Source organism: Streptomyces kunmingensis, assembly GCF_039533535.1.
Lineage (GTDB): Bacteria > Actinomycetota > Actinomycetes > Streptomycetales > Streptomycetaceae > Streptomyces > Streptomyces kunmingensis.
The window spans coordinates 507,561-531,982 of record NZ_BAAATS010000018.1 but is presented as its reverse complement, the minus strand read 5'-3'; the positions used below and the strand labels follow the sequence as shown (position 1 = coordinate 531,982).

Sequence of the window (24,422 nt, the reverse complement as noted above, 5' to 3'; positions counted from 1 at the left end):
CGGTGGACCGCCGCCGGTCCCGTTCACCGTGCTGCGGTGGGGCAATGACACGGAACGGAATGTGGCTCGCGCCCCGCGAAGGCGAGTGGGGCGACCTGGTCGACTTCTGGCAGTGCATGGAGTGGCCCGAGGGCAGCAGGGTGGAGATCGTCGAGGGCGTCGTCACGGTGACGCCGTCGGCCGCGCCCCCGCACCACTTCATCGCCGGGGACCTGCACAGGGCGCTGCACCAGGTCGCCCCCGCCGAGTGGGGCATCTACCAGAGGCTGGCCATCGCCGTTCCGTCGCGCTGGGGCATGTACCTGCCCGACGTGCTCGTCATGCCCGAAAAAGGGCCGCGGAGCGGCGGGTACTACGTCCCGGCGGACCACGCCGAGCTGGCCGTGGAGATCACGTCGCGCTCCGACGCCGTGCAGGAACGGGTCATCAAGCGTGACGCCTACGCCACCGCGGGCATTCCGCTGTATCTCCTGGTCGACCGCTTCGCTCCCGGCGGCCCGACGGTGACGCTCTACGGCGAACCGAGCGACGGCGCCTATCGTGTGCTGGCGGAGACGCCGTTCGGCGAGGCCGTCGAACTCCCCGCGCCCTTCGAACTCGCCGTCAGCACAAGCGACTGGCCCGTGCCCTGAGTCACCCCAACAACGCCGCCACCATCACCAACACCGGCACCGAAGCCATCGTCGACAGCAGGATCGACTCCCGGGCCAGACGCTCGCCCACCCCATAACGGCTCGCGTACGTGAACAGGTTCTGGGCCGCCGGAAGCGCCGACGTCACCACCACGTCCAGCAGCCGCTCACCGCGCAGGCCGAAGACGAACGACGCCAGCGCCCACGCCGCCACCGGCTGCCCCACCGCCTTCAAGGCCGTCGACAGCAGCACCGGCACCCGGTCCGCGCCCCGCCCGCCCGGCCAGGAACTCCCGCACAGCGATATCCCGAACGCGATGAGGATCGCCGGGACCGACATGTTGCCGATCAGTTCCAGCGGGTCGAAGACGGGGGAGGGGACCGTGAGGCCCGTCGCGGAGACCAGCACACCCGACAGCGCGCCGATCGCGATCGGGTTCCGGAACGGGGTGAGCAGCCGCTGCCCCCATGTCTGCCGTGTCCCGGACGCCTCCGCCAGGTCGAGGATCGTCAGGGCTATGGGCGTCACGACAAGCTGCTGGAAGAGCAGCACCGGCGCCACGAGCGAGGCATCACCGAGGACATACACGGCGATCGGAATGCCGAGATTCCCCGCGTTCACGTACGACGAGCACAGCGCGCCGACCGTCGTCCGGCCGACACCCCAGCCGCGTACGACACCCACCGCGATGAAGATCCCGGCCATCGCAGCCGTGGACAGCGCCGTGACCAGCAGGCTCGGCGACAGGATGAGGGACAGGTCCGCCTTGGACAGCATCGTGAACAGCAGCGCCGGAGTGGCCACATGGAAGGCCAGCTTGGTGAGGACCGCACGGCCGCCCTCGCCGAGATAACCGCGCCGCCCGATGAGATAGCCGACCCCGATGACGATGGCGATGACCGCGAACCCGTTGAGAACCCCTTGCACGGGCTCCACCCTCGGACGCGGAGTAACCGCAGGTCAACGTTGATCCACCACAACGTGACCCACTCCACGCCGCCGCACCCCGCCGGCCGCGATGAGTTCCGGCCGCACGCACGGTCTTGTCTGCGTGACTGCTTCCTCGTCCCCTCCCGTCGTGGTGGTCGCCGGGCCGGTCCGCCCGGGCGACGCGCCCCAGTTGTGCGACCGCGTCCGCTCCGCCCAGGAGAGCGTCCCGGGCACTGGTACGACCGTGATCTGTGATGTCTCCGGGGTGACCAGTACCGATCTCGTCACCGTCGACGCGCTCGCCCGCATGGGGCTCGCCGCCCGCCGGGGCGGGGGACGGATACGGCTGCGCGATCCGTCCCCCGAACTCGCTCTGCTGCTCACCCTCGCCGGACTCGCCGAGGCCCTGGGGTGCTCAGGCGGGCAGCCGGTCCGGGACCCCGAACAGCGGGAACCACCGCTTGCCGAGGTCGAGGAAGCAGTGGAAACCGGCGATCCGGCCGTCTGAGATCTCCAGGACCTGGATCGCCCAGGGCACGAACCCGCCGCTGTCCGGGTCCGGCTTGTAGTGGGCGAACGCCGGTGTCCCGTTCGCCGACACCGGCAGCAGACGCGAGCCCGCGCACTCGTGCCCGATCGTCGTCATGAAGCCCGTGATGTCCTGCGTGCCGCGCAGCCACAGGTCGAACGGCGGCATCGTCATGATGGCGTCCTCGGCGAGCAGCGCGGTCAGCGCCTTCATGTCGTACCCCTCGAACGCGGTCACGTAGCGCGCGAGGAGCTTCTGCTGCTCCTCGTCCAGCGCGTCCGCCGTCGCCGAGTCGGCGGGCGGCGCGTCCGCGAGGGTCGAACGGGCCCGCTGCAACGCGCTGTTGACCGACGCCACCGACGTGTCGAGCAGCTCGGCGACCTCACTGGCCTTCCACGCGAGGACCTCCCGCAGGATCAGCACCGCCCGCTGCTTGGCGGGCAGTTGCTGCAGCGCCGCGACGAACGCGAGCCGCACCGATTCCCGGGCCACCGCCGCCTCCGCCGGGTCATGAACCGTCGGCAGGACGCGCGCGTCCGGCATCGGCTCCAGCCACACATTGTCCGGGCGCGGCGTCAGCGCGGCCTGCGCGAGCGGCGCCGACGCCGTCAGGTCCATCGGCCGGGCCCGCTTGTTCCCCGCGTTCAGCGCGTCCAGGCACACGTTCGTCGCGATGCGGTAGAGCCAGGAGCGCAGCGAGGAGCGGCCCTCGAACTTGTCGAAGCTGCGCCAGGCCCGCACCATCGTGTCCTGCACGGCGTCCTCGGCCTCGAACGCCGAACCCAGCATCCGATAGCAGTACCCGGTCAGCTCGACCCGGTGCTTCTCCAGGTCGTCGAGTCCGGCCTTCGTCGCGGTGTCACTCATCGTCCAACGCCCCCATCGCCGCTGTGAGTCCCAGCACTCCGAAAGCTACCGCAGCCCACTGACAACGGCCCCCGGACCCGCGAAAAGCGCAGGTCGGGGAGTAGTTGGCGGAACCCGTGAGGCAGTTGTCCCGGATGGGGCCCGGGCGCGTACTCAGTGCGCGGCGACCGCCCCCACCGCGGTGCGGCGCTGCTGGACCCGGGCCGCGTACGTGCCCCACAGCGTGATCCCGACGACCCCGAGCACGGCCACGACCCCCAGGCCCACCGTGCCCGCCCAGCCGCCCGCGTGGAAGGCGACGGCGCCGACGGCCGAGCCGACGCTGGACCCGATGTAGTAGGCGGACTGGTACAGCGCGGACGCCTGCGCCCGGCCGTGCGTCGCGGTGTGGCTGACGGACGAGGACGCCGTCGCGTGCCCGGCGAAGAAGCCCGCCGTGATCAGGACGAGCCCGAGGAGGATGACGGGCAGGTGGGGCACGAGGGCGAGCAGCAGGCCCGCGGTCGTCGTGCCCGCCGCGAGGTAGAGGGTGCCGCGCCGCCCGAGCCGCGCGACCAGCTTGCCGGCCGCCGCAGAGGAGACCGTACCGACGAGGTACACGAGGAAGATCGAGCCGACGATGCCCTGCGGCAGGGAGAACGGGGCGGCCGTGAGCCGGTAGCCGATCACCGTGTACACCGCGCCGAACACCAGCATGAACAGTGCGCCGATGACGTACAGGCGGCGCAGCAGCGGGTTGGCGAGGTGGCTGCCGACGGTCCTGGCCAGGGCGCGGGGCCGCAGCGAACCCGGCGTGAAGTGGCGCGGCGCCGGCAGCAGCGTCCGGAACGCGGCGGCGCAGACCACCGCGATCACGCCGATGGTGCCGACGGCCGCCCGCCAGCCCCACTCCTGCGCGATCCAGCCGCCGATGACGCGGCCGCTCATGCCGCCGATGGAGTTGCCCGCGACGAACAGGCCGATGGCCGTGACCAGCGCCTTCGGCCGTACTTCCTCGGCGAGGTAGGCCATCGCGGAGGCGGGCAGACCGGCGAGGGCCGCGCCCTGGAGCACGCGCAGCCCGATCAGCACGCCGAGGTTCGGCGCGAAGGGGACGAGCAGGCCGACGGCGACGGCCACCGTCAGGGACGCCGTCATCAGCGTGCGCCGCCCGAACCGCTCGGACAGGGCGCTCAGCGGCAGCACGCACAGCGCCAGCGCGCCGGTCGCCCCGGACACCGTCCAGCTCGCCGCGCTCGCACTCGCCCCGAAATCGGCGGAGACGAGCGGGAGCAGCGCCTGCGTCGAATAGAGCAGGGCGAAGGTGGCGACCCCGGCGAGGAAGAGGGCGAAGCTCATCCGGCGGTAGCCGGGCCCGCCCGGGCTCATACGCGTATCGGCGGATTCGTCGGAAGTACGGGGGACGGCGACCGCGTCGGTGGAGACGGCCGCCCGGCTACTGGCAGCAGGCATGCCATGAACGTAGAGCTCCATGATTCATGCGTCCAATGCATGAACGCCCCATAATCGTTCCCATGGAGCATCAGCACAGGTCACGCCCGGCGCCGTCACGTACCAGTGACACAGAAGACATGTCGAGAGCCGTGTCGGGCGACGAGATCGTACGGCTGCTCGCCCCGCGGCTCGCCTACTTCGCGGGCGTCGCCCGCACCGAGCACGTCACCCGCGCCGCGCACGAGATGCAGGTCCCGCAGTCGACGCTGTCGCGCGCCATGGTGCGGCTCGAACACGACCTCGGCGTCGACCTGTTCGCCCGTCACGGCCGTACCGTCTCCCTCACCCCCGCCGGCCGCACCTTCCTCGCCTCGGTCGAGCGCGCGCTCGGCGAGGTGGAGAAGGCCGCCGAGTCGGTACGCGCCGACGCCGACCCCGAGTCCGGCAAGGTCGCCTTCGGTTTTCTGCACACCATGGGCACGGAGACGGTGCCGGGCCTGATCCGCGCCTTCCGCGCGGACCACCCCCGCATCCGCTTCAGCCTCGTACAGAACTACGGCGAGGCGATGCTGGAACGGCTGCGCGCCGGTGAGCTCGACCTCTGCCTCACCTCACCCGTACCGGACGCCCCGGGCCTGGTCGCCCGCCGCCTCGACGAACAGCGGCTGCGTCTCGTCGTCCCCGAGGACCACCGCCTGGCCGGCCGCAAACGGATCCGGCTCGCGGAGACCGCCGACGAGTCCTTCGTGACCCTCGAACCCGGCTACGGGCTGCGCCGCATCACCGACGACCTGTGCGCGGAGGCGGGCTTCACGCCCCGGATCGCGTTCGAGGGCGAGGAGGCCGAGACGCTGCGCGGGCTCGTCGCGGCGGGGCTCGGTGTGGCCCTGCTGCCGCCACCGGCCGTACCGCGCCCGGGAGTTGTGGAGCTGACGGTCACCGGACAGCGTGCGGTCCGCGAGATCGGCGTGGCCTGGCTGGAGGGCCACCCGGACACGCCTCCGGTGGCGGCGTTCAAGAAGTTCCTGCTGTCGCGGCGCGGGAAGCTCCTGCCGGAGCAGGCCTCCGCGGGGTGACCGATACTGGGGAGAGCGGGTGGGGCGGGGCCAGGGGGCGACGAGCGTGACGGATGTACCTGACGTGCCGGACGGGGCGGGACGAGCCGGTGGGAAGAAGCCGGGCGGTCAGGAGCGGCGTACCCGCCTGCTCGGCCGGATCGGTACGTCCCTGGTCCTGATCGGGCTCGTGCTGTTCGCCCTGGTGCCGTTCGCCGAGGCGGACAACCGGGCGTACGAGGCGGCGCCCACCTGCCCGGCCGGGCAGCGGGCCGACGGCTGCCGGGCGGTTCTCCCGGCGACCGTCGTGGACAAGGACACCGACACCGGCGGCAAGAGCGTCAAGTACTACCTGTACCTGCGCGAGACCGGAGGCCCGGCCGGGGGCGTACACCGGGTGCGCCTCCCCGACGACGAGCCCGTCTACGACCACGTGCACCGCGGCGACCGGGTCACAGCCACGTACTGGGGCGACGAGATCCGCGAGGTCAGGGCCGCATCCGGCACACAGAGAGCAGCGCTCTCGCCCGTGCACGACGGTCGCCTGCCCGGCACCTTCGCCGTGGTGGCCCTCGCGGCCGGGCTCGGACTGCTCTGGTTCTGGTGGTGGATGCGCTACCGGCCCGCTCCCACGGGGACGAAGCCGTCCTGGAAGCCCGGCGTCGGGCTCGTATGGGGTGTGCTCGTGGTGGGCTGCGCCCTCCCCGTCATGCTGCTGGGCGCCGACGACATCGCGGCGGGCCTGCGGTTCGCGGCCGTGGCCGCCCTCGTCTGCGTACCGCTGTCCGTCCTGCTGTGCTGGTGGGGGATGCGCCGCGTCCGCAGGGGCGTCGCGAAGCTCGTGCCCGTCGCGCCCACCGGGCGGCGCGTCCTGGGCGCGGTGGTGCACGGGGACGTGCCCTACAGCAGACCGGGTTACAGCTACCTCGTGGTGGGGGACGGGCCCCCGGTGGCCACCCCCGACCCGACGGGACACGTGGCCCTCGCCCCGCTCCCGGCGTCCCTCACGGTGCGGGGCGTACGCGAACCCGTCGTCGGCGACCCGCCGTTCGCCCTCGGCGGCCGGGGCGAGTACACCGTCGTCATCGAGTGCGAGGACGACGAGCGGGAGGTGCTCGTCTTCGTGGGGCGCAAGCACGCGCCGCGGGTCCTCGGCGCCCTGCTCCCGGCCGGTGCCACTCGACCGGTGCCCACCCGGCGGACTACCGGTTGAGCGACTGGCCGAACCCCGACGCCAGCGGCATCCGCAGCCCCAGCGGCGGCGGCGCCGCGAGCGCGTCCTGAAGAGGGCGGGAGAACGGGTGGCCGAACAGGGTGCCCAGCATGAAGTCGACGGCCAGCGCGGTGACTTCGGCGCGGTGCTGCGCGAGGCGGTGCCCGTCGGAGTGCACCTCGAAGCGGCACACGTCACGGTTGGCCTTCTTCGCCCGACCCGCGAGCCGGAACGACAGCTCCGGGTCGGTGCGACGGTCGTCGGTGCCGTGCACGATCAGCACCCGCCGCCCCGCGAGCTGCTTCACCGGTTCGGGGGTCAGGGCGACGTCGTCCTCGGGCAGCCAAGGGGCGAGCGCGAGGACCGAGTTGACGGCCGTGTGCCCGCCCGCGTGCAGGGCCGCCCGGCCGCCCATGTCGAGACCGGCGAGACAGACCGGCACGTCGCCGTAGCGGCGTACGACCTCGTCCGCGGCCCACTCGGCGTCCCGCGCCGCTCCGGCCTGCGCCCCGTTCCAGCCGCGGTAGCGGTAGTGCACGACATGCGTGACCAGGCCCTCGGCCCGGCCGGAGCGCGCGAGGCGGCGCGCGAGCGTGCGCACCGCCGCTGCCGCCAGGGGAGAGGGTCTGCGGGTGGACGTCTCCTCGCCCGGGGGCAGCAGCAGCACCACGCCGCCGACCGCCCCGGGCACGGGCCCGACCGCCTTGCCGAGCCTGGCCTCGCGGACCGGCGTCGCTTGCTGCTGCATGACAGAACAGTGTCAGAAGCACTGATGTACGCCACCCGTCCGCAGGGTCACTGTTGGGTATCGACGGATCACTTTCTCTTCACGAACAGAAGCGATCTACGCGCGTAGGAGTTAGAGTGCCGAGATGACGAGCCAGCCCATCGCGCACCCCGACACCCCCCAGGCGCCGACCCCGGAGCAGATCCGCCGCGCCCCCAAGGTGCTCCTGCACGACCACCTCGACGGCGGCCTGCGGCCCGGCACCATCGTGGACCTCGCGCGCGAGTCCGGCTACGGCAATCTGCCGGAGACCGACCCCGACAAGCTCGGCATCTGGTTCCGCGAGGCGGCCGACTCCGGTTCCCTGGAGCGGTACTTGGAGACCTTCGCCCACACCTGCGCCGTGATGCAGACCCGCGAGGCGCTCGTCCGCGTCGCCGCCGAGTGCGCCGAGGACCTCGCCGAGGACGGAGTCGTCTACGCCGAGATCCGCTACGCGCCGGAGCAGCACCTGGAGCAGGGCCTCACCCTCGAAGAGGTCGTCGAGGCGGTCAACGAGGGCTTCCGCGAGGGTGAGCGCCGCGCGAAGGCCAACGGACACCGCATCCGCGTGGGCGCCCTGCTCACCGCCATGCGGCACGCCGCCCGCGCCCTGGAGATCGCCGAACTCGCCAACCGCTACCGGGACCTCGGCGTCGTCGGCTTCGACATCGCCGGCGCGGAGGCGGGCTTCCCTCCCACCCGCCACCTCGACGCGTTCGAGTACCTCAAGCGCGAGAACAACCACTTCACGATCCACGCCGGCGAGGCGTTCGGCCTGCCCTCCATCTGGCAGGCCCTGCAGTGGTGCGGCGCCGACCGGCTCGGCCACGGCGTGCGCATCATCGACGACATCCAGGTCGCCGACGACGGCACGGTCAAGCTCGGCCGCCTCGCGAGCTACGTACGCGACAAGCGCGTCCCGCTGGAGATGTGCCCGTCGTCGAACCTGCAGACGGGCGCGGCCACTTCGTACGGCGAGCACCCGATCGGGCTGCTGCGCAAGCTGCGCTTCCGCGTCACGGTGAACACGGACAACCGGCTGATGTCCGGTACGTCGATGAGCCGCGAGTTCGAGCACCTGGCCGACGCGTTCGGCTACACGCTGACGGACTTCGAATGGTTCACGGTGAACGCGCTCAAGTCGGCCTTCATCCCGTTCGACGAGCGCCTCGCGATGATCAACGACGTCGTCAAGCCGCGCTACGCCGAACTGCGGGCGGAGTGGCTCTTCCGTTAGAGGGTCGGGTCAACATGGGGTTGACGGCGAGCGGAATCTCGCCGTCAACTCTCCGCCACCCCGCTCAGCCCACTTGACCTGCGATTCCTTCCTCCGGGACGGAGGGGGTCCCGGCAAGCGGGGCGAGGGTCGGCAGTAACTCATGGGTGATCTCGCGTGTTTGCCGGGCACGGAACCGCATCCCCCAGAACAAGGAACACAGGACCCCATGAAGCAGTCTGCTGCCAAGACCCTCGGTGTCGCCGTCCTCGGCGCCGCCTTCGCCGTCGCCGGTGCCGGTGCCGCGAACGCTGCCCCCGCCGCGCTGCCCGACGCCGCCGGTGCCGTCAACAGCCTGACCTCGGGCCTCCCCCTCGAGCAGGCGACCAGCTCGCTGCCCGCCGGTGGCGCCCAGGCCCTGGCCGGCGCGCAGAACGCCCTGGGCAACGGCCTGACCGCCGCCCAGCCCGTCGTCGAGAAGCTCACCGACGGCGGCGACCCGGTCAACGGGCTGCTCGGTGGCCTGCCCACCAACTCGCTGCCCACCCAGGGCCTGCCCGTCGGCGGCGGCCTGCCGGCCCTCGGCTGACCAAGCCCTCCGGCACACAGCAGGGGCGCACCCGCCGATCGCGGGTGCGCCCCTTCGCCGTGCCGCCGTCCGGGTCACCAGGCCTGGCGCGCCTTGTTCTCACCCGGGAGCAGGACCCACAGCGCGATGTAGAGCAGGAACTGCGGGCCGGGCAGCAGACACGACAGCAGGAAGATCACGCGCATCGTGGTCGCGGAGGTGCCGAAGCGCCGTGCCAGCGCTGCGCACACTCCGCCGATCATCCGTCCGTTGGTGGGGCGGGCCAGGGCGGTCATGGTGGGCTCCTTCGCGAACCTTCGTCGTGTGGTGCTTACGTATTCGAAGGTACGGCCGCGAACGGAGCGAAGCGTCAGCTCACGGGGCGACGCCGACCCTGGGAATCGTCGGGGTCGGACCCTGAGCCGGCTCCTGCTGGGGGAGGGGAGCGGCCTCGGCCCTGCGGCGGAGCCGGGCCCGCAGCGCGGGCACCACGGCGAGATGCGCGAGGGCCACGCCCACGGTGTTCAGCAGCAGCGAGTCGATGTCCACGACCTGTCCGGGGACCCCGGTCTGCAGCAGTTCGATGCCGAGCGAGATCAGCGCGCCCGCCGCGACCGTGCGCACCAGCGAACCCCACACGGAGACGGCGAGACGCCCGCCCGCGAGGGGCAGCAGCACGCCGAGCGGCGCAAGGAGAGCCAGGCCCTCGCCGATACGCTCGGCGCCCTGCCGCCAGCCGAGCGCCAGATCGGCCCGGATGCCGGCCAGCGGATGCAGGTTCGCGGCGCTGACCCAGGGCACGTCCAGAGGACGCAGCGCCACCCAGGCGACGAGCAGAAGATGCACGGCCAGGAAGACGAGTCCTGCCGTACGGAAGCGGATGACGGCCCCGTGGCCGTCCGAGCTGTGACGCTGCACGACCCCCTAGACGCCCGGGGTGGGAGGAACGGTTCCGGGGGGCCCGGGATGAGGTGGGTCACTCCGGGCGACCCCACGGTCAGCTCACCGTCTCGGCGGGGGCCGGTGCTATGCCGGGCCTGGCCTTCACCGCGTCCGAGCACTCGTACCCGCGCAGCGGGTCGTCGTCCGGGCCGCCGAGGACCACCCGGTCGCCGCTGTCCGTCATCATCTTGCTGTTCGCGAATGTGCAGACGATCTGGGCCAGGGCGTACGGCGACAGGTCGTCCGGCGGCGTGTTCAGGCGCAGGGCGTCCGCCGGTTCTCCGTCGCGCGGGCCCGAGACCTTCGTGCCGGCGGTGACGTCCGTGGTGTACCCGGCATCCTTCTCCTTGGCCGTCAGCGGCTCGGCCAGCTGCGCGATGAGCTGCTGGGCGACGTCGACCCGGTCGGAGGTCCGGTCGCGCCGCACGGTGACGGTCCGGTCGACCGTGACCAGCTGCGACGTACAGACCAGGAACACCTGCACGCCGAACTCACCGGCCGCACGGGCCTCCACCCCGTCCGCGCCCGACAGGGCGCAGCCCACGCGCGTGGGCGCCGCGCCGAACTCCGTGGGCACCTCCGTGGAGCGGATCCCGCACCCGGACAGCAGCACCGCCGTGAGCCCGAGCAGCCCGCACAGCCGTCCACGCAAGTTCACTTGGCGACACCGCCTTCCTGGGAGTCCTTGGCGTCGGTGGCGGCGCCGGGGGCGTCGTCGTCGCCCTCGCCGTCACCGGACCCGGGCAGCGGTGCGGCGTCCACCGGCAGCCGCAGCGTGAACACGGCGCCGCCGTCCGGCGAGTTCGCGGCGGTGATCTCGCCGCCGTGGACGTGCGCGTTCTCCAGCGCGATGGACAGGCCCAGGCCGCTGCCCTCCGACCGCGGCCGCGAGGCGCTCGCCTTGTAGAACCGGTCGAAGACGTGCGGCAGGACGTCCTCGGGGATGCCGGGACCGTGGTCCCGTACGGCGATGACCAGCTCGGCGCCCTCGTGCGGCTCCGTCGTCGTCACGGAGACGCGCACCGGGGAACCACCGTGCTTGAGGGCGTTGCCGATGAGGTTGGCGAGGATCACGTCGAGGCGGCGCGGGTCGAGGCGGACCAGGTTGCCGCGCTCGGCGTCGAGCTCGACGGCGTCCAGCCAGGCGCGGGCGTCGATGCAGGCGGTGATCTGGTCGGCGATGTCGACGGTGTCGACGACGAGCCGGGCGGTGCCCGCGTCGAAGCGGGTGACCTCCATCAGGTTCTCGACGAGGTCGTTGAGCCGGCGGGTCTCGCTGACGACGAGCCGCACCGCGGGCTCGATCATCGGATCGACGGATCCGGTCTCGGCGTCCAGCTCCTCCTCCAGTACCTCCGTGACGGCGGTGATCGCGGTCAGCGGCGTACGGAGCTCGTGCGACATGTCCGCGACGAACCGGCGCGAGGACTCGTCGCGCGAGGTCATGTCGGCGACCTTCTTCTCCAGGTTCTCGGCCGTCTTGTTGAACGTCCGTGACAGCTCGGCGAGTTCGTCGGTCCCCGAGACGCGCAGCCGCGTGTCCAGCTTGCCCTCGCCGAGCCGGCGCGCGGCGACGCCGAGCCGGTGCACCGGCTTGAGGACGGTCGTCGCGGCGGCCTGCGCGAGCAGCGCGGAGCCGATCAGCGCGAGCGCGGTGGCGATCCCGAGCGACCAGGCCAGGGAGTTGAGGTCCTTGGCCTCCGGTTCGAGCGACTTGAGCATGTAGCCGGTCGGCCCGCCGTCCACCTTCGCACCGCCCACCAGGTACGGCGTGTCGTCCTGCGTGGTCCGCTGCCAGTACAGGTGGTAGGCGTGCTTGTTGTTCTCGGTGACCGGCTGCTTCTCGGTCACCGCGTCCCGCAGCGAGCGCGGCACGTCCGCGACCGTGAAGGCGTCGAGATCCGAATTGCCCACCACCTCGCGGCCGTTCTCGTCCGTGCCGATGAGCAGCACGCTGAAGTGCTGGCTGCTGTCCGCCATCAGGTTCGCCGCGTGCTGCAACTCGCCCTGCGTGGGGTGCTCGGGCAGCACCGCCGCCCGGTTCTGCATCTCCTGCTGGAAGTCGCTGAGCGCCGAGTCCTGGGTCCGCGTCAGCACGGCCTCGCGGTTGAGCCAGTACGCGATCCCGGACGCGGAGACCGCCGCCGTCAGGGCGACGAGCGCGAACACCACGACGAGGCGCAGGCGCAGGCTGGTGAAGCGCAGACCGGCCGGTATCACCAGCTTCGCCGCGGTCCAGCCACGGTGCTTGTCGTGCGGCTCGGTCACTGAGGAGAGTCCAGCCGGTAGCCCACGCCGCGCACGGTACGGATCAGCGTCGGCGACGACGGCACGTCCTCGACCTTCGCGCGCAGCCGCTGTACGCAGGCGTCCACGAGCCGCGAGTCACCCAGGTAGTCGTGCTCCCACACCAGGCGCAGCAACTGCTGCCGGGACAGCGCCTGCCCGGGCCGGCGGCTCAGCTCCAGGAGCAGCCGCAGCTCGGTGGGGGTGAGCTGGAGGTCCTCGCCGTTCTTGGTGACGGTCATCGCGGCGCGGTCGATGACCAGGGACCCGAACGACGCCGCGTCGTTGGCCTCGCGCTCGCCGCGGCGCAGCACGGCGCGGATCCGGGCGTCCAGGACCCGGCCCTGCACGGGTTTGACCACGTAGTCGTCGGCGCCGGACTCCAGGCCCACGACCACGTCGATGTCGTCACTGCGCGCGGTGAGCAGGATGATCGGCAGCTGGTCCGTGCGCCGGATGCGGCGGCACACCTCGAACCCGTCGATGCCGGGCAGCATCACATCGAGGACGATCAGATCCGGCCGCTGCTCGCGCAACAGCTTCAGACCGTCCTCGCCGGTGGCAGCCGTGGCCACCCGATGACCCTGGCGGGTAAGGGACAGCTCCAGGGCCGTGCGGATGGCGTCGTCGTCCTCGATCAGCAACAGGGAAGGCACAAGCGCCATTCTGGCCCATCGGGGGCCTTTAGTTCGACCGTGCGAGCGCTCCCACACGCGACCCGCACAGCAGAAGGCCCTGTGACAGGTCTGTGACAGTCGACGGACACCGTCATGAAGTCACCCCGGCAAGCTTTTGGGCATCGCAGGGAAATACGGCGATGACGCAGGGAACGAATGACGGAAGTACCGGACTCCACGACGGGGGCGCGAGATGAACACGCTGCACAGCACCACATCAAACGCAGTTGTCACGCGCCTGCACGACCTGGGCCGTACGGAGCGTCACGAGAAGTCCGGTGCCGTGAGCGGGCGGGGGTGCGCTCGCGGCGCCGGGCGTCAGCACACCGTGTTCATGACGGTGGTTGACGCGCACGAGGCGGTGGCCGAGGGGGTGGCTCACGGGGGAGCCGCGTACAGGGAGGAATCGGGGGAGCAGCGTACGTCCCTGTCGGAGGCCGAGTTCACGGCCTACGTGCGGGAACGACGCGCCTCCCTGTACGCAACCGCCTACCACCTGACCGGTGACCGGTTCGAGGCCGAGGACCTGTTGCAGAGCGCGCTGTTCTCGACGTACCGCGCCTGGGACCGGATCAGCGACAAGGCCGCGGTCGGGGGCTACCTGCGCCGCACCATGACGAACCTGCACATCAGCGCGTGGCGCCGCCGCAAGCTGAACGAGTACCCGACCGAGGAGCTGCCGGAGACGGCCGGTGACACGGACGCGATGCGCGGCACCGAGCTGCGCGCCGTGCTGTGGCAGGCGCTGGCCCGGTTGCCCGAACTGCAGCGCACGATGCTTGTGCTGCGCTACTACGAAGGCCGTACCGACCCGGAGATCGCCGAGATCCTCGACATCAGCGTCGGCACGGTGAAGTCGAGCATCTGGCGGTCGCTGCGGCGGCTGCGGGATGACGAGGTCCTGAGCTTCGGCCGGGACCAGGAGGAGTGCTTCGGGGAGCTTGTCGCCTGAGGCGCCCCTGGGGGGGAACGGGGGCCCTGTTCGGGGGAGCGGGGCTGTTACGGGGGGTAGGAAGCGGGATCAGGAGGCCGGGGGGCCTTTCTGGTCCCGCTTCTTTTTGCGCCCACAGGGGCGGGGCTTCTGTCGCGTTCGCGCTCCCGGGTCGTCCGTGGCTGGTCGCGCAGTTCCCCGCGCCCCTGGGCCCCCTTGAGTCTCAGGCCCGCGCTTTGACGCAGCGGCCCGCTGCTGCCGCTGCCAGGCGGCCCAGGGCCTCTTCCTTGCCGCAGGGGTGGGCGCCGAGTGCTGACAGGCGGGCCACGATCCCCCGCTCCTCGCGCATCAGGCGCCAGCCGCGGCGCAGCAGGAACGGGACCGACTTGCGGCCCTCCTTCAGATCGCGCAGCAGGCGGCGGCGGAACGTCGTCGAGGGGCGGCCGCGCAGGCACAGCGCGTCGGCCAGCACGCCGAGTTCCCGGCAGCGCTCCACGATGTCGGCCGCGAAGATGCCCTCGGCGATGAAGAGAGGGGTGCGCTCGATGTCGAGCGTCGTCTCGCCCACCCGTGAGCTGGTGGCGATGGAGTAGACCGGGACGTTCGTACGCCCCGTCTCGCACAGAGCGACGATCGCGGCGAGCGCCGTCTCCGTGTCCCAGGACGCGGCCGAGTCCCAGTCGATGTCCGAACTGCCCGCCACGAGCGGCAGCGTCGGATCGTCGGCCTCCTTGTAGAAATCGTCGAGGCACAGCACGGGGAGCCCTGAGCGGGCGGCGAACGACGATTTTCCGGAGCCGGAGGGCCCTGCCAGCAGGACGACCCGGGTCGGTATCGGAGGATGCGAACTCACGAGAGACCAGTGTGCGGCATGGACGCCCCGGCGCCGAGCCCGCGTGGTGGTGATGTGGTACGCACCACGTCAACTACGCTTCGTGGTTCTGTTGTTACCCTACGTTCTGTTGTTACCCGAAGCGAGAGGCCCAGGCGTACCGATCATGGCCCGACACGCAGTCCGCAAGAACCCGATGCCGACCTCCGGCACCCGTCGCGCCCTGTTGCGTGTCGGCCTGACCGTGACCGCCGCCGGTGCGGCCGTCGCCGCGGGCGCCGTCACCGCGAGCGCCGCGCCGGTCGACGGGGGCGATCCCAGCTCTCCGGTCCGGGTCCTGACCGGGGCCCTCACCGCCGCGACCACGCACGGGCTCGGCCCCGTCAAGAACCTGCAGATCGACCCGCTGGCCGGCACCGGTGCCGACCCCCTGGACAACGCGGTGGGCACGCAGATCGCGGACTTCAAGCCGGTCAGCACCGCGGCGCTCACCGGCCCGCTGGCGACGGGCAGCTCCCTGTCCGAGCTTCCGGTCGTCGGCACCGTCGCGGGCGTCCTGCCCGGCTGATCCGGCGTCAGTCCTCGGGCGAGGGCGAGGGCGCGGGCGTGGGCGTGGTGCGCGTACGCAGGGGCACCTCGCGCACCGCCCACGCGACGGCGAACGCCAGCGCGCACAGCGCCGCCGTGCCGAGTGCCACGCCGTGCAGCCCGTCGACGACACTCGCCCGGAACGCCGCCGGCCGGGCCCCCTCCCGCACCCGGCCCGCGAACACCGAGCCGAGCACGGCCACCCCGAGGGACCCGCCGACCGTGCGCAACAGCGTCTGCGTGCCGCTGGCCGCCCCGATGTCCCGCGGCTCCGCGCTGTTCATGGTGATCAGCAGCGCGGGCTGCATCAGACAGCCGAGACCGGCGCCGAGGATCAGGGTGAGGGCGGAAGCGGCCCACGCCGCGGTCCCGGTGTCGAGCAGGAGCAAGGCCAGTGCGCCCACGGTCGCCAGCGCGCCGCCCGCGATCGGATAGAGGCGGTAGTGCCCGCCCGCGCTCACCCTGCGCCCGATCAGCAGCTGGACGGCCATCATGCCCAGCATCAGCGGGAGCAGCAGCAGCCCGCTCTGCGTCGCCGACATACCGCGTACGAGCTGCATGTACTGCGGGAGGTAGCTGGCGGCGGCGAGCATGGCCGCCCCGGAGGTGAAGCTCAGGACCTGCGCGACCGTGAAGTTCCGGTCGCGGAAGAGGCGGGGCGGGATCACCGGCTCGGCCGCGCGCCGCTCGGCCCGGACGAAGGCGGCGAGGGTGCCCGCCGAGAGCAGCGCAAGCCCCAGGATCTGCGGTGACGTCCAGGCGTACGTCGTGCCCGCCCAGCTAGCCAGCAGGGTCAGGGCGAGGATCGCCGCGGTGAGCAGTCCGGCGCCCGCGAGGTCGACTCGGGCCCGGATCCGTTCCGTACGGACCCGGACGCCGGTCGTGATGATGGCGAGGGCGAGGAGGCCGACGGGGATGTTGACGTAGAACACCCAGCGCCAGTTCAGCTGGTCGGTGAGGAAGCCGCCGATCAGCGGGCCGCCGATCATGGCCACGGGCAGCAGGACGCCGATGAGCGACTGCGAGCGGCCCGCCTCCGCCGGGGTCAGCAGGGTCCCGATGAGCGAGAGCGCCCCGACGAACAGGCCGCCCGCCCCGATCCCTTGCAAGGCGCGGAACGCGATCAGCTGCGCCATGTCCTGGGCGATGCCGCAGAGCACGGAGCCGACGAGGAAGACGGTGATGGAGGCGACGTAGCTGCCCTTGCGGCCGTAGAGGTCGCCGACCTTCCCCCACAGCGGCGTGGAGACGGCGGCGGTCAGCAGATACGCCGTCACCACCCACGACAGATGGGCGAGGCCCCCGAGATCGCCGACGATGATGGGCAGCGCCGTGCCGACGACCGTGCCGTCGAGCGTGCCGAGCACGATGCCGAGCAGCAGGCCGAGGATGACAAGGCGGGACGGTGCGGCGTCGCCCGGCGCGGGCGCGGGCGCGGGCGTGGCCGCGGGTTCGGTTCTTTCCGTACGAGTACTCATGCTTCCCCCTCTGTCTCGGCGCGTGGCGTCCGGCCGTCAGGCGGCGTACGGGCGGACGGACTTGGCGTCGCGCAGGGCGTGGGCCCACCAGGTGAGCTGTTCGAGCATGGCCTTCGCCGCGGTGTCCACGGCCGGGTCGTCGACGCGGCTGTCCGCCGTGAACGAGCCCCAGGCGTTGTGGAAGCTGACCGTGTTGCGGATGGTCATGGCGTTCAACTCGGCCATGACGAGGCGGAGTTGCTCGACCGCGCGCAGGCCGCCCGACAGGCCCCCGTACGACACGAACGCGATCGGCTTGCCGTGCCACTGCTCGTTGTGCCAGTCGATCGCGTTCTTCAGGGAGGCCGGGAAGCTGTGGTTGTACTCGGGCGTGACGAAGACGAAGGCGTCGGCGGCCGCGAGGCGCGGGGAGACGAGCGCGAGCGCCTCCAGGGTCTCTGCCGGAGCCTCCTGGCCGAACGCGGGCAGGACGGTGGGCAGCGGCGTCTCGGTGAGGTCGACGACGTCGGTGCGCAGATCGTCGCGCTGACCGAGGTGACCGGTGAGCCACTTGACGACCAGGGGTGCGAAACGGCCCTCGCGGGTGGAGCCGACGAGGACGGCGATACGGAGCGGAGTGCTGCTGGACACGGTGGACCCCCTGAGAGTGGTGGCGGCGCACGGTTGTGTACGCCGTATCTCTTGGCGTACAACGTACACATCAATGTGTACGGCGTCTACTGGGGATACGCTGTACACAACGTCGAGCGAGAGGGGTCGGGCCGTGGCGGCACGGAAGGAAGAGGACGGCAAGGGGGAGAGCCGGCTGGTCGAGCCCTCGCTCTGGGAACGCCTCGAGCGGCCCGCACCCACGCAGCGCGCCTCGCTGACGCTGGACCGGATCGCCGCGGCGGCCGTGGAGCTGGCCGACGAGGAGGGCGCGGCGGCCGTCACGATGCGCCGCCTCGCCACGAAGCTCGGGGTCGCGCCCATGGCCGCGTACCGGCACGTCTCGGGCAAGGGCGATCTGTGGGCGCTCATGTTCGACCGGGTCTCGGCCCAGCTCACCGTGGACGACGCGGTGGGGGACTGGCGCGAGGTGCTGCGGTCCTTCGCCCTGCAGACGCGCGACATGATGCTGCGGCACCCATGGCTGGGGCAGGTGCCGACGCCGCTGATCCAGCTCACCCCGGCCCGGATGGCCGTCGCGGAACGGCAGTTGAAGGCACTGGCCGGCCACGGTCTGGACACCGACTCGATGATGGCCGCGTTCCGTGCGGTCGGCGCGTTCGTGCACGGCGCGACGCAGTCGGAGATCGCACTGCGCGAGTACAAGCGGGAGAACGGCTGGGACAGCGGCGACGAGACCCGCCGGGCGCTCGCACCGCAGATGAACTACCTGATGGACACCGGCCGCTATCCCACGTACAGGAAGTACGGCCTCTCCGCGACGCGCAAGGATGACCCCGCCTGGGAGTTCGAGTTCGGCCTGGACTGCGTGCTCGACGGCATCGCGCAGCGCCTCGGGATCTGAGCGTGGGCAAGGGGGAGGCCCCGGCCCCTCCTGGACGGAGGTGGGGCCGGGGCCTCGGGCGTGGCTGCGGCTAGTACGAGGAGCCGGACGCGCCCAGCGAACCCGTCGGGTGCCAGACGGTCTTGGTCTCCAGGAACTGCGTGAGGCGGTCCGTGCCCGGGTCCGCGGCGAAGTCCTCCACAGGCTGTGGACGGCGGACGCGCTTCAAATTGTCCGCGGCGGCGATCTCCAGCTCCTTGGCGAGGGCCACGTCGGCGCCGGTGAGGTCGATGCCGTTCACGTCCTGGTGCGCGGCGAGCGACGGCGCGATCTCCGAGGCCTTGCCGGACAGGATGTTCACCACGCCGCCCGGCAGGTCGGAGGTGGCGAGCACCTCGCCGAGGGAGAGCGCCGGGAGCGGCGCCTTCTCGGACGTGATGACGACCGCCGTGTTGCCGGACGCGATGACCGGGGCGATCACCGAGACGAGGCCGAGGAACGACGACTCCTGCGGCGCGATCACGGCGACGACACCGGTCGGCTCCGGCGTGGAGAGGTTGAAGAAGGGGCCCGCGACCGGGTTGGCGCCGCCCACGACCTGGCCGATCTTGTCGGTCCAGCCCGCGTACCAGACCCAGCGGTCGATCGCCGCGTCCACGACGGCGGCCGCCTTCGACCTGCCCAGGCCCTCCGCCTCGGCGACCTCGCGCACGTACTGCTCGCGGCGGCCCTCCAGCATCTCGGCGACGCGGTAGAGGATCTGCCCGCGGTTGTACGCGGTCGCGCCCGACCAGCCGCCGAACGCCTTGCGGGCGGCGACGACGGCGTCACGGCCGTCCTTGCGGGACGACAGCGGCGCGTTCGCCAGCCACTTGCCGCTCTTCGCGTCGGTCACTTCGTACACCCGGCCGCTCTCGGAACGCGGGAACTTCCCGCCCACGTACAGCTTGTAGGTCTTGAGGACGGACAGTCGCACCGACTCGGAGTTCATCGTCTTCTCGGTCTTCTCGGCCTTCTCGGTCTTCCCGGACTTGTCAGACATCGAGGTAAGCCTCCAGGCCGTGGCGACCGCCCTCGCGGCCGTAGCCGGACTCCTTGTAACCGCCGAACGGCGAGGTCGGGTCGAACTTGTTGAACGTGTTGGCCCAGACGACCCCGGCCCGCAGCTTGTTCGCCACGGCGAGGATGCGCGAGCCCTTCTCCGTCCAGATACCGGCCGAGAGCCCGTACTGCGTGTTGTTGGCCTTGGCGACGGCCTCCTCCGGCGTGCGGAAGGAGAGCACGGAGAGGACCGGGCCGAAGATCTCGTCGCGGGCGACGGTGTGCGCCTGCGTGACGTTCGTGAACAGCGTCGGCGCGAACCAGTAACCGGACGACGGCAGTTCGCACGGCGCCGACCAGCGCTCGGCGCCCTCGGCCTCACCGGTCTCGGTGAGCGCGGTGATCCGGGCGAGCTGCTCCGCGGAGTTGATCGCGCCGATGTCGGTGTTCTTGTCGAGCGGGTCACCGAGACGCAGGGTACTGAGGCGGCGCTTCAGGCTGTCGAGCAGCTCGTCCTGGATCGACTCCTGGACGAGGAGGCGCGAGCCCGCGCAGCAGACCTGGCCCTGGTTGAAGAAGATGCCGGTGACGATGCCCTCGACGGCCTGGTCGATGGGGGCGTCGTCGAAGACGATGTTCGCGCCCTTGCCGCCCAGTTCGAGCGTGACCTTCTTGTCCGTACCGGCGACGGTCCGGGCGATCTGCTTGCCGACGGCCGTGGAGCCGGTGAAGGCCACCTTGTTCACGTCGGGGTGCGCGACGAGCGCGGCGCCCGCGTCGCCGTATCCGGGAAGGATGTTGACGACGCCCTTGGGCAGGCCCGCCTGGCGGCAGATGTCCGCGAAGAACAGGGCGGACAGCGGGGTCGTCTCGGCGGGCTTGAGCACGACCGTGTTGCCGGTGGCGAGCGCCGGGGCGATCTTCCACGCGAGCATGAGCAGCGGGAAGTTCCACGGGATGACCTGGCCCGCGACGCCGAGCGCCTTCGGGTTCGGTCCGTAGCCGGCGTGGTCGAGCTTGTCGGCCCAGCCCGCGTAGTAGAAGAAGTGCGCGGCTACGAGGGGGAGGTCCGCGTCCCTCGTCTCCTTGATGGGCTTTCCGTTGTCCAGCGTCTCCAGGACGGCCAGCTCGCGCGAGCGCTCCTGGATGATGCGGGCGATACGGAAGAGGTACTTGCCGCGCTCGGCGCCGGGCAGCGCCGACCATGTCTCGAACGCCTTGCGGGCGGCGCTCACCGCGCGGTTCACGTCGGCCTCGCCTGCCTGCGCGACCTCGGCGAGGACTTCCTCGGTGGACGGCGAGACGGTCTTGAAGACCTTGCCGTCGGCGGCCTCGGTGAACTCGCCGTCGATGAAGAGCCCGTAGGACGGGGCGATGTCGACGACCGAGCGGGACTCGGGCGCGGGCGCGTACTCGAATGCGCTGGTCATGGGCTTTGTCACGGGCTTTGTCACGGGCTTCGTCATGGGCTTTGTCATGGTGATCAGTCCACCGTCACGTAGTCGGGACCGGAGTAGCGGCCGGTGGCCAGCTTCTGGCGCTGCATCAGCAGATCGCTCAGGAGGCTGGAGGCGCCGAACCGGAACCAGTGGTTGTCGAGCCAGTCCTCGCCCACGGTCTCGTTCACGATCACGAGGAACTTGACGGCGTCCTTCGAGGTGCGGATGCCGCCGGCGGGCTTCACGCCGATCTGGACGCCGGTGGCCTCGCGGAAGTCGCGGACCGCCTCCAGCATCAGCAGCGTGTTGGCGGGGGTGGCGTTGACCCCCACCTTGCCCGTCGAGGTCTTGATGAAGTCGGCGCCGGCCAGCATGCCGATCCAGCTCGCGCGGCGGATGTTGTCGTACGTCGACAGCTCGCCGGTCTCGAAGATGACCTTGAGCCGGGCGGAGCCGGAGGCCTCTTTCACGGCGCGGATCTCCTCGTAGACCTTCATGTACTTGCCGGCGAGGAAGGCGCCGCGGTCGATGACCATGTCGATCTCGTCGGCGCCCGCGGCGACTGCCTCGCGGACGTCACCGAGCTTCACGTCGAGGGCGGCGCGGCCGGCCGGGAAGGCGGTGGCGACCGAGGCGACCTTGACGCCCGAGCCGGCGACGGCCTCCTTCGCGGTGGCCACCATGTCCGGGTAGACGCAGACGGCGGCGGTGCGGGGGGCGGTGCGGTCGGTGGGGTCGGGGTGGGCCGCCTTGGCGCCGAGGGCCCGGACCTTGCCCGGGGTGTCGGCGCCTTCGAGGGTCGTCAGGTCGATCATCGAGATGGCGAGGTCGATGGCGTACGCCTTCGCCGTGGTCTTGATCGAACGGGTCCCGAGCGCGGCGGCGCGGCCCTCCAGGCCCACCGCGTCGACGCCAGGCAGTCCCTGGAGGAATCGGCGCAGAGTGGCCTCGGAGGCGACGGCGTCGGTCAGCGCGTGGGGGTCGGCTGTCGCGGGTGCAGTGGGCATGGTCACGAGGGGAGCATATCTACGCGCGTAGCGGATGTATAGGTCCCGGGGTTCATTCAGGGGGCTGTGCGTTCGGCCACGACGTTCTTCGCACCCGGCGATGGCGCTCGGCCCCGGGGCTCCGCCCCGGCCCCCGCTCCTCAATCGCCGGAGGGGCTTGATTGGCCCATAGCGCCGGAGGGGGCGAGGTATCTGCGTCGCCGGGGAACATGGGCACCGCCAGGGGCGCGGGGAACTGCGCGCTCGGCCACGACGGGCGTGTCACCCGGCGACGAATACGCGACCCGGCCGCGCTCGACGGTACCCGGCGACGAACACGCGACCCGGCCGCGCTCGACGGTACCCGGCGACGAACACGCGACCCGGCCGCGCTGGACGGCACCCGGCGACGAACGCGCAACCCGGCCGCGCTCGGTGGCATCCGGAGTGCATCCCCCGGCCACACACACGGCCCCGCACAAGAGCACCCGGCAAAGCACAGCGCAGCGTCAGGCACAATCGGGGGCATGAGCAGCCGCCCCGTCACCTCCCCGGACCGGATCTACCGGTCACCCGCCGGCATCGCGGGCGGTGTCGTGCTGCTCGTTCTCGGGGCCTGGCTCGGCGCCGACGCCGTGATCAGCGGTACGGGCCGCACGCCGTGGCTGGCGCTCGCGGGGCTGCTTTTCGCGGTGCCGCTCGTCGTCGCGTTCACCATCCGCCCGGCCGTGTTCGGCAACGAGGACCGGCTGCGCGTGCGCAACCCCTTCCGCGTGATCACCCTGCCCTGGGCGACCGTGGCGAGCTTCCGCTCCGGGTACTCCAACGAGGTGTTCGACGAGGAGGGGACCAAGTACCAGCTCTGGTCCATCCCCGTCTCGATGCGGGCCCGCCGCAAAGCGCAGCGCCTCCCGCGACAGCGGCCGAGCCGTCGCGGCCAGGAGCCCACGGAGCAGGAGCAGGCACCGGTCGATCGGCGCGCCGTCGGCGACAAGTCCATGGACGAGCTGCGTGAGCTGTGCGAGGCCCGGGCGAAGGCCACCACGTCGAAGGGCGAGCCGAGCGTCCGCTGGGCCTACGAGATCATCGCCCCCGCCGCGGCCGGAGCGGTCCTGCTCGTCATCCTCGTCGCGCTGGGCTGAGGACCGCCTCGCATCAAGCCGCGCTCGCTCAGGGCGTACCGGCTCAGGGCACAGGGCGTGCCGGCTCAGGGCACAGGGCGTGCCGGCTCAGGGCGCGCTCGGCCAGACCAGAAGCATGTAGCCGCCGCAGTACGCCGCCCCGAGCGCCGCGCCCGTCACTCCGAGCACCAGGACCCGCCGCGACGCCCGCGCCAGCACCAGCGCAAGGGGAAGCAGCAGCGGGAAGGCCGGTACGAGGAAGCGGGCCCGGGAGAAGTAGACGCCGCCGCTGCCGAGCACGATCGCCAGCAGGACCCCGGTGAAGATCAGTAGGGGCAGCGGCTGGCGGTCCCCGAGCGAGAGCGCGTACAGGACGACGGACGCGAGCAGCGTCACCGTCACCATCACCAGGAAGAGCTCGGGCGTCGAGTCGTACGCGAGCAGGCTCCGGAAGGTGCGCAGCGTCTCCAGTCCGCCGTCCAGCTCGTTGCGCCACAGCCGCTGTACGGCGAAGTAGCCGTCCCAGCGCCCCAGGCGCAGCCCGACCCACCCCACGTATCCGAGCCAGCCCAGCGGCGCGAGCAGCGCGCCCGCGAGCACCCGCCACAAGAAGTGCCGGCGCAGCGCCGGCAGACCGCACAGGCCGACGGCCGCGGCGAGTGCGACGCCGGTCGGCCGGGTCAGCCCGGAGAGCGCCGCGAGGGTGCCCGCCCAGATCCAGCGGCCGGTCAGCACCGCGTACAGGGACCACGCCACGAACGCGGTGAACAGCGACTCGGTGTAGCCCATCCACTGGACGATGCCGACCGGGTAGCACGCCCAGAGGAAGGTGAGCAGGACACCCACGCGGCGCCCGTACAGCCGGTCCCCGACCGCGAAGATCCCCCAGGCGGCGAAGAAGGAGCAGACCGCCGCCAGGATCAGCCCCACGGTGGCGCGCGAGCCGGGTGTCACGACGGCCAGCGCCTTCACCAGGCACGGGTAGAGCGGGAAGAACGCGAGGTTGTTGGCGTCGTACTTGGTGCCGAGCGCGCGCTCGTAGCCGTGATCGGCGATGCCCAGGTACCACTTGGAGTCCCAGTCCGTGGCGAGCGCGGGCCAGATGCCGTGCCCCTCCTTGTGCGCCCAGACGCCGAAGACGAGCAGCACGAACGTGCGGACGGCCGCGTACGCGAACAGGGCGGGCGCCGCTCGCCGCAGGGCACGGACGGACCGCTCGCGCAGGTCCGTCGCGGGCCCCGGGGCCGGACGGGTGGGGCGTGCCTCGAGGAGGAGGGCGGCCTCGGTTGCGGCGGTCGGGGACACGTCGGCGGCTCCTGCGGGACGGGGGTGGCTGCGGGGGCAACGTTCCCGTCGCCCCCGGCCCCTGTCGCTCCGTGTTCCGTCAACCGCCCG

26 protein-coding genes are annotated in these 24,422 nt (G+C 71.6%); 10 read left to right on the top strand and 16 right to left on the bottom strand.

All coding sequences use genetic code 11. The features are described from left to right. Positions 1-44 precede the first annotated feature (44 nt). Entirely contained in the window at positions 45-632 is a 588-nt protein-coding gene (locus ABD366_RS24035; RefSeq protein ID WP_324771865.1) for a Uma2 family endonuclease, read from the top strand. Position 633: 1 nt separating this feature from the next. Here ABD366_RS24035 and ABD366_RS24030 read toward each other — a convergent pair whose 3' ends face one another. After that, the gene (locus tag ABD366_RS24030; RefSeq protein WP_324771864.1) at positions 634-1,560 is read right to left on the bottom strand and encodes an AEC family transporter; all 927 of its coding nucleotides are present in this window, start codon (positions 1,558-1,560) and stop codon (positions 634-636) included. Between the two features lie 124 nt (positions 1,561-1,684). Here ABD366_RS24030 and ABD366_RS24025 point away from each other — a divergent pair, with 124 nt between their 5' ends. Beyond that, the gene (locus tag ABD366_RS24025; RefSeq protein WP_324771863.1) at positions 1,685-2,071 is read left to right on the top strand and encodes an STAS domain-containing protein; all 387 of its coding nucleotides are present in this window, start codon (positions 1,685-1,687) and stop codon (positions 2,069-2,071) included. Here ABD366_RS24025 and ABD366_RS24020 read toward each other — a convergent pair. Further along, the gene (locus tag ABD366_RS24020) at positions 1,979-2,959 is read right to left on the bottom strand and encodes a sigma-70 family RNA polymerase sigma factor (RefSeq protein ID WP_324771862.1); all 981 of its coding nucleotides are present in this window, start codon (positions 2,957-2,959) and stop codon (positions 1,979-1,981) included. The genes ABD366_RS24025 and ABD366_RS24020 overlap by 93 nt on opposite strands. A gap of 153 nt (positions 2,960-3,112) precedes the next feature. Continuing rightward, positions 3,113-4,411: an MFS transporter gene (locus ABD366_RS24015; protein WP_324771861.1), complete on the bottom strand. Its 1,299-nt coding sequence runs from the start codon at positions 4,409-4,411 to the stop codon at positions 3,113-3,115. A gap of 62 nt (positions 4,412-4,473) precedes the next feature. Here ABD366_RS24015 and ABD366_RS24010 point away from each other — a divergent pair, with 62 nt between their 5' ends. Beyond that, positions 4,474-5,469 carry a LysR family transcriptional regulator gene (locus tag ABD366_RS24010; RefSeq protein ID WP_324771860.1) on the top strand — a complete coding sequence of 332 codons (996 nt, stop codon included), beginning with the start codon at positions 4,474-4,476 and terminating at the stop codon, positions 5,467-5,469. Between the two features lie 46 nt (positions 5,470-5,515). After that, positions 5,516-6,661, top strand: a complete 1,146-nt coding sequence (locus tag ABD366_RS24005) for a hypothetical protein (protein ID WP_324771859.1) — start codon at positions 5,516-5,518, stop codon at positions 6,659-6,661. Here ABD366_RS24005 and ABD366_RS24000 read toward each other — a convergent pair. Then, positions 6,651-7,409 (bottom strand): alpha/beta hydrolase, encoded by a 759-nt coding sequence (locus ABD366_RS24000; protein WP_324771858.1) that lies wholly within the window; start codon positions 7,407-7,409, stop codon positions 6,651-6,653. The genes ABD366_RS24005 and ABD366_RS24000 overlap by 11 nt on opposite strands. A gap of 124 nt (positions 7,410-7,533) precedes the next feature. On the opposite strand from ABD366_RS24000, the gene ABD366_RS23995 reads away from it, so the two are divergent. Both ABD366_RS23995 and ABD366_RS23990 read left to right on the top strand, forming a co-directional pair. Beyond that, positions 7,534-8,667 (top strand): adenosine deaminase, encoded by a 1,134-nt coding sequence (locus tag ABD366_RS23995; protein WP_324771857.1) that lies wholly within the window; start codon positions 7,534-7,536, stop codon positions 8,665-8,667. Between the two features lie 208 nt (positions 8,668-8,875). After that, entirely contained in the window at positions 8,876-9,235 is a 360-nt protein-coding gene (locus tag ABD366_RS23990) for an ATP-binding protein (protein WP_324771856.1), read from the top strand. 74 nt (positions 9,236-9,309) lie between these two features. Here ABD366_RS23990 and ABD366_RS23985 read toward each other — a convergent pair whose 3' ends face one another. From ABD366_RS23985 to afsQ1, 5 genes are all read right to left on the bottom strand, one after another. Beyond that, entirely contained in the window at positions 9,310-9,510 is a 201-nt protein-coding gene (locus ABD366_RS23985) for a PspC domain-containing protein (protein ID WP_324771855.1), read from the bottom strand. Positions 9,511-9,589: 79 nt separating this feature from the next. Then, on the bottom strand, positions 9,590-10,132 hold the full coding sequence (locus ABD366_RS23980) for a VanZ family protein (RefSeq protein WP_324771854.1): 543 nt from the start codon (positions 10,130-10,132) through the stop codon (positions 9,590-9,592). A 79-nt stretch (positions 10,133-10,211) separates the two neighbouring features. Then, positions 10,212-10,814: a hypothetical protein gene (locus ABD366_RS23975; RefSeq protein WP_324771853.1), complete on the bottom strand. Its 603-nt coding sequence runs from the start codon at positions 10,812-10,814 to the stop codon at positions 10,212-10,214. Further along, positions 10,811-12,424 carry a HAMP domain-containing sensor histidine kinase gene (locus ABD366_RS23970; RefSeq protein WP_324771852.1) on the bottom strand — a complete coding sequence of 538 codons (1,614 nt, stop codon included), beginning with the start codon at positions 12,422-12,424 and terminating at the stop codon, positions 10,811-10,813. The genes ABD366_RS23975 and ABD366_RS23970 overlap by 4 nt, the downstream gene beginning before the upstream one ends. Next, on the bottom strand, positions 12,421-13,098 hold the full coding sequence (gene afsQ1 / locus ABD366_RS23965) for a two-component system response regulator AfsQ1 (protein ID WP_161300939.1): 678 nt from the start codon (positions 13,096-13,098) through the stop codon (positions 12,421-12,423). The genes ABD366_RS23970 and afsQ1 overlap by 4 nt, the downstream gene beginning before the upstream one ends. A gap of 214 nt (positions 13,099-13,312) precedes the next feature. Here afsQ1 and ABD366_RS23960 point away from each other — a divergent pair, with 214 nt between their 5' ends. Then, on the top strand, positions 13,313-14,071 hold the full coding sequence (locus ABD366_RS23960; protein WP_324771851.1) for a SigE family RNA polymerase sigma factor: 759 nt from the start codon (positions 13,313-13,315) through the stop codon (positions 14,069-14,071). A gap of 202 nt (positions 14,072-14,273) precedes the next feature. Here the strand turns inward: ABD366_RS23960 and ABD366_RS23955 are convergent, their stop codons facing one another. Further along, positions 14,274-14,903, bottom strand: a complete 630-nt coding sequence (locus tag ABD366_RS23955) for a uridine kinase family protein (protein ID WP_324771850.1) — start codon at positions 14,901-14,903, stop codon at positions 14,274-14,276. Between the two features lie 145 nt (positions 14,904-15,048). Here ABD366_RS23955 and ABD366_RS23950 point away from each other — a divergent pair, with 145 nt between their 5' ends. After that, complete coding sequence (locus ABD366_RS23950; RefSeq protein WP_324771849.1) at positions 15,049-15,450, top strand: hypothetical protein; 402 nt, start codon at positions 15,049-15,051, stop codon at positions 15,448-15,450. Positions 15,451-15,457: 7 nt separating this feature from the next. On the opposite strand, the gene ABD366_RS23945 is transcribed toward ABD366_RS23950, so the two are convergent. Then, positions 15,458-16,948: an MDR family MFS transporter gene (locus tag ABD366_RS23945; RefSeq protein ID WP_324771848.1), complete on the bottom strand. Its 1,491-nt coding sequence runs from the start codon at positions 16,946-16,948 to the stop codon at positions 15,458-15,460. 36 nt (positions 16,949-16,984) lie between these two features. Next, positions 16,985-17,578: an NADPH-dependent FMN reductase gene (locus tag ABD366_RS23940; RefSeq protein WP_324771847.1), complete on the bottom strand. Its 594-nt coding sequence runs from the start codon at positions 17,576-17,578 to the stop codon at positions 16,985-16,987. Positions 17,579-17,711: 133 nt separating this feature from the next. Here ABD366_RS23940 and ABD366_RS23935 point away from each other — a divergent pair, with 133 nt between their 5' ends. Further along, complete coding sequence (locus ABD366_RS23935; protein ID WP_324771846.1) at positions 17,712-18,461, top strand: TetR/AcrR family transcriptional regulator; 750 nt, start codon at positions 17,712-17,714, stop codon at positions 18,459-18,461. Positions 18,462-18,531: 70 nt separating this feature from the next. On the opposite strand, the gene ABD366_RS23930 is transcribed toward ABD366_RS23935, so the two are convergent. Genes ABD366_RS23930 through deoC form a run of 3 tightly spaced genes read right to left on the bottom strand, consistent with a single transcriptional unit; the run spans position 18,532 to position 21,927 of the window. Further along, positions 18,532-19,482: an aldehyde dehydrogenase family protein gene (locus tag ABD366_RS23930; protein ID WP_411293791.1), complete on the bottom strand. Its 951-nt coding sequence runs from the start codon at positions 19,480-19,482 to the stop codon at positions 18,532-18,534. After that, positions 19,475-20,911, bottom strand: a complete 1,437-nt coding sequence (locus ABD366_RS23925) for an aldehyde dehydrogenase family protein (protein ID WP_324771845.1) — start codon at positions 20,909-20,911, stop codon at positions 19,475-19,477. The genes ABD366_RS23930 and ABD366_RS23925 overlap by 8 nt, the downstream gene beginning before the upstream one ends. A 53-nt stretch (positions 20,912-20,964) precedes the next feature. Next, positions 20,965-21,927 (bottom strand): deoxyribose-phosphate aldolase, encoded by a 963-nt coding sequence (deoC, locus tag ABD366_RS23920; protein WP_324771882.1) that lies wholly within the window; start codon positions 21,925-21,927, stop codon positions 20,965-20,967. 506 nt (positions 21,928-22,433) lie between these two features. Between deoC and ABD366_RS23915 the strand changes: the two genes are divergently transcribed. Then, positions 22,434-23,048, top strand: a complete 615-nt coding sequence (locus ABD366_RS23915; protein ID WP_324771844.1) for a PH domain-containing protein — start codon at positions 22,434-22,436, stop codon at positions 23,046-23,048. Positions 23,049-23,135: 87 nt separating this feature from the next. On the opposite strand, the gene ABD366_RS23910 is transcribed toward ABD366_RS23915, so the two are convergent. After that, positions 23,136-24,332: a hypothetical protein gene (locus ABD366_RS23910; protein ID WP_324771843.1), complete on the bottom strand. Its 1,197-nt coding sequence runs from the start codon at positions 24,330-24,332 to the stop codon at positions 23,136-23,138. Positions 24,333-24,422: the final 90 nt, after the last annotated feature.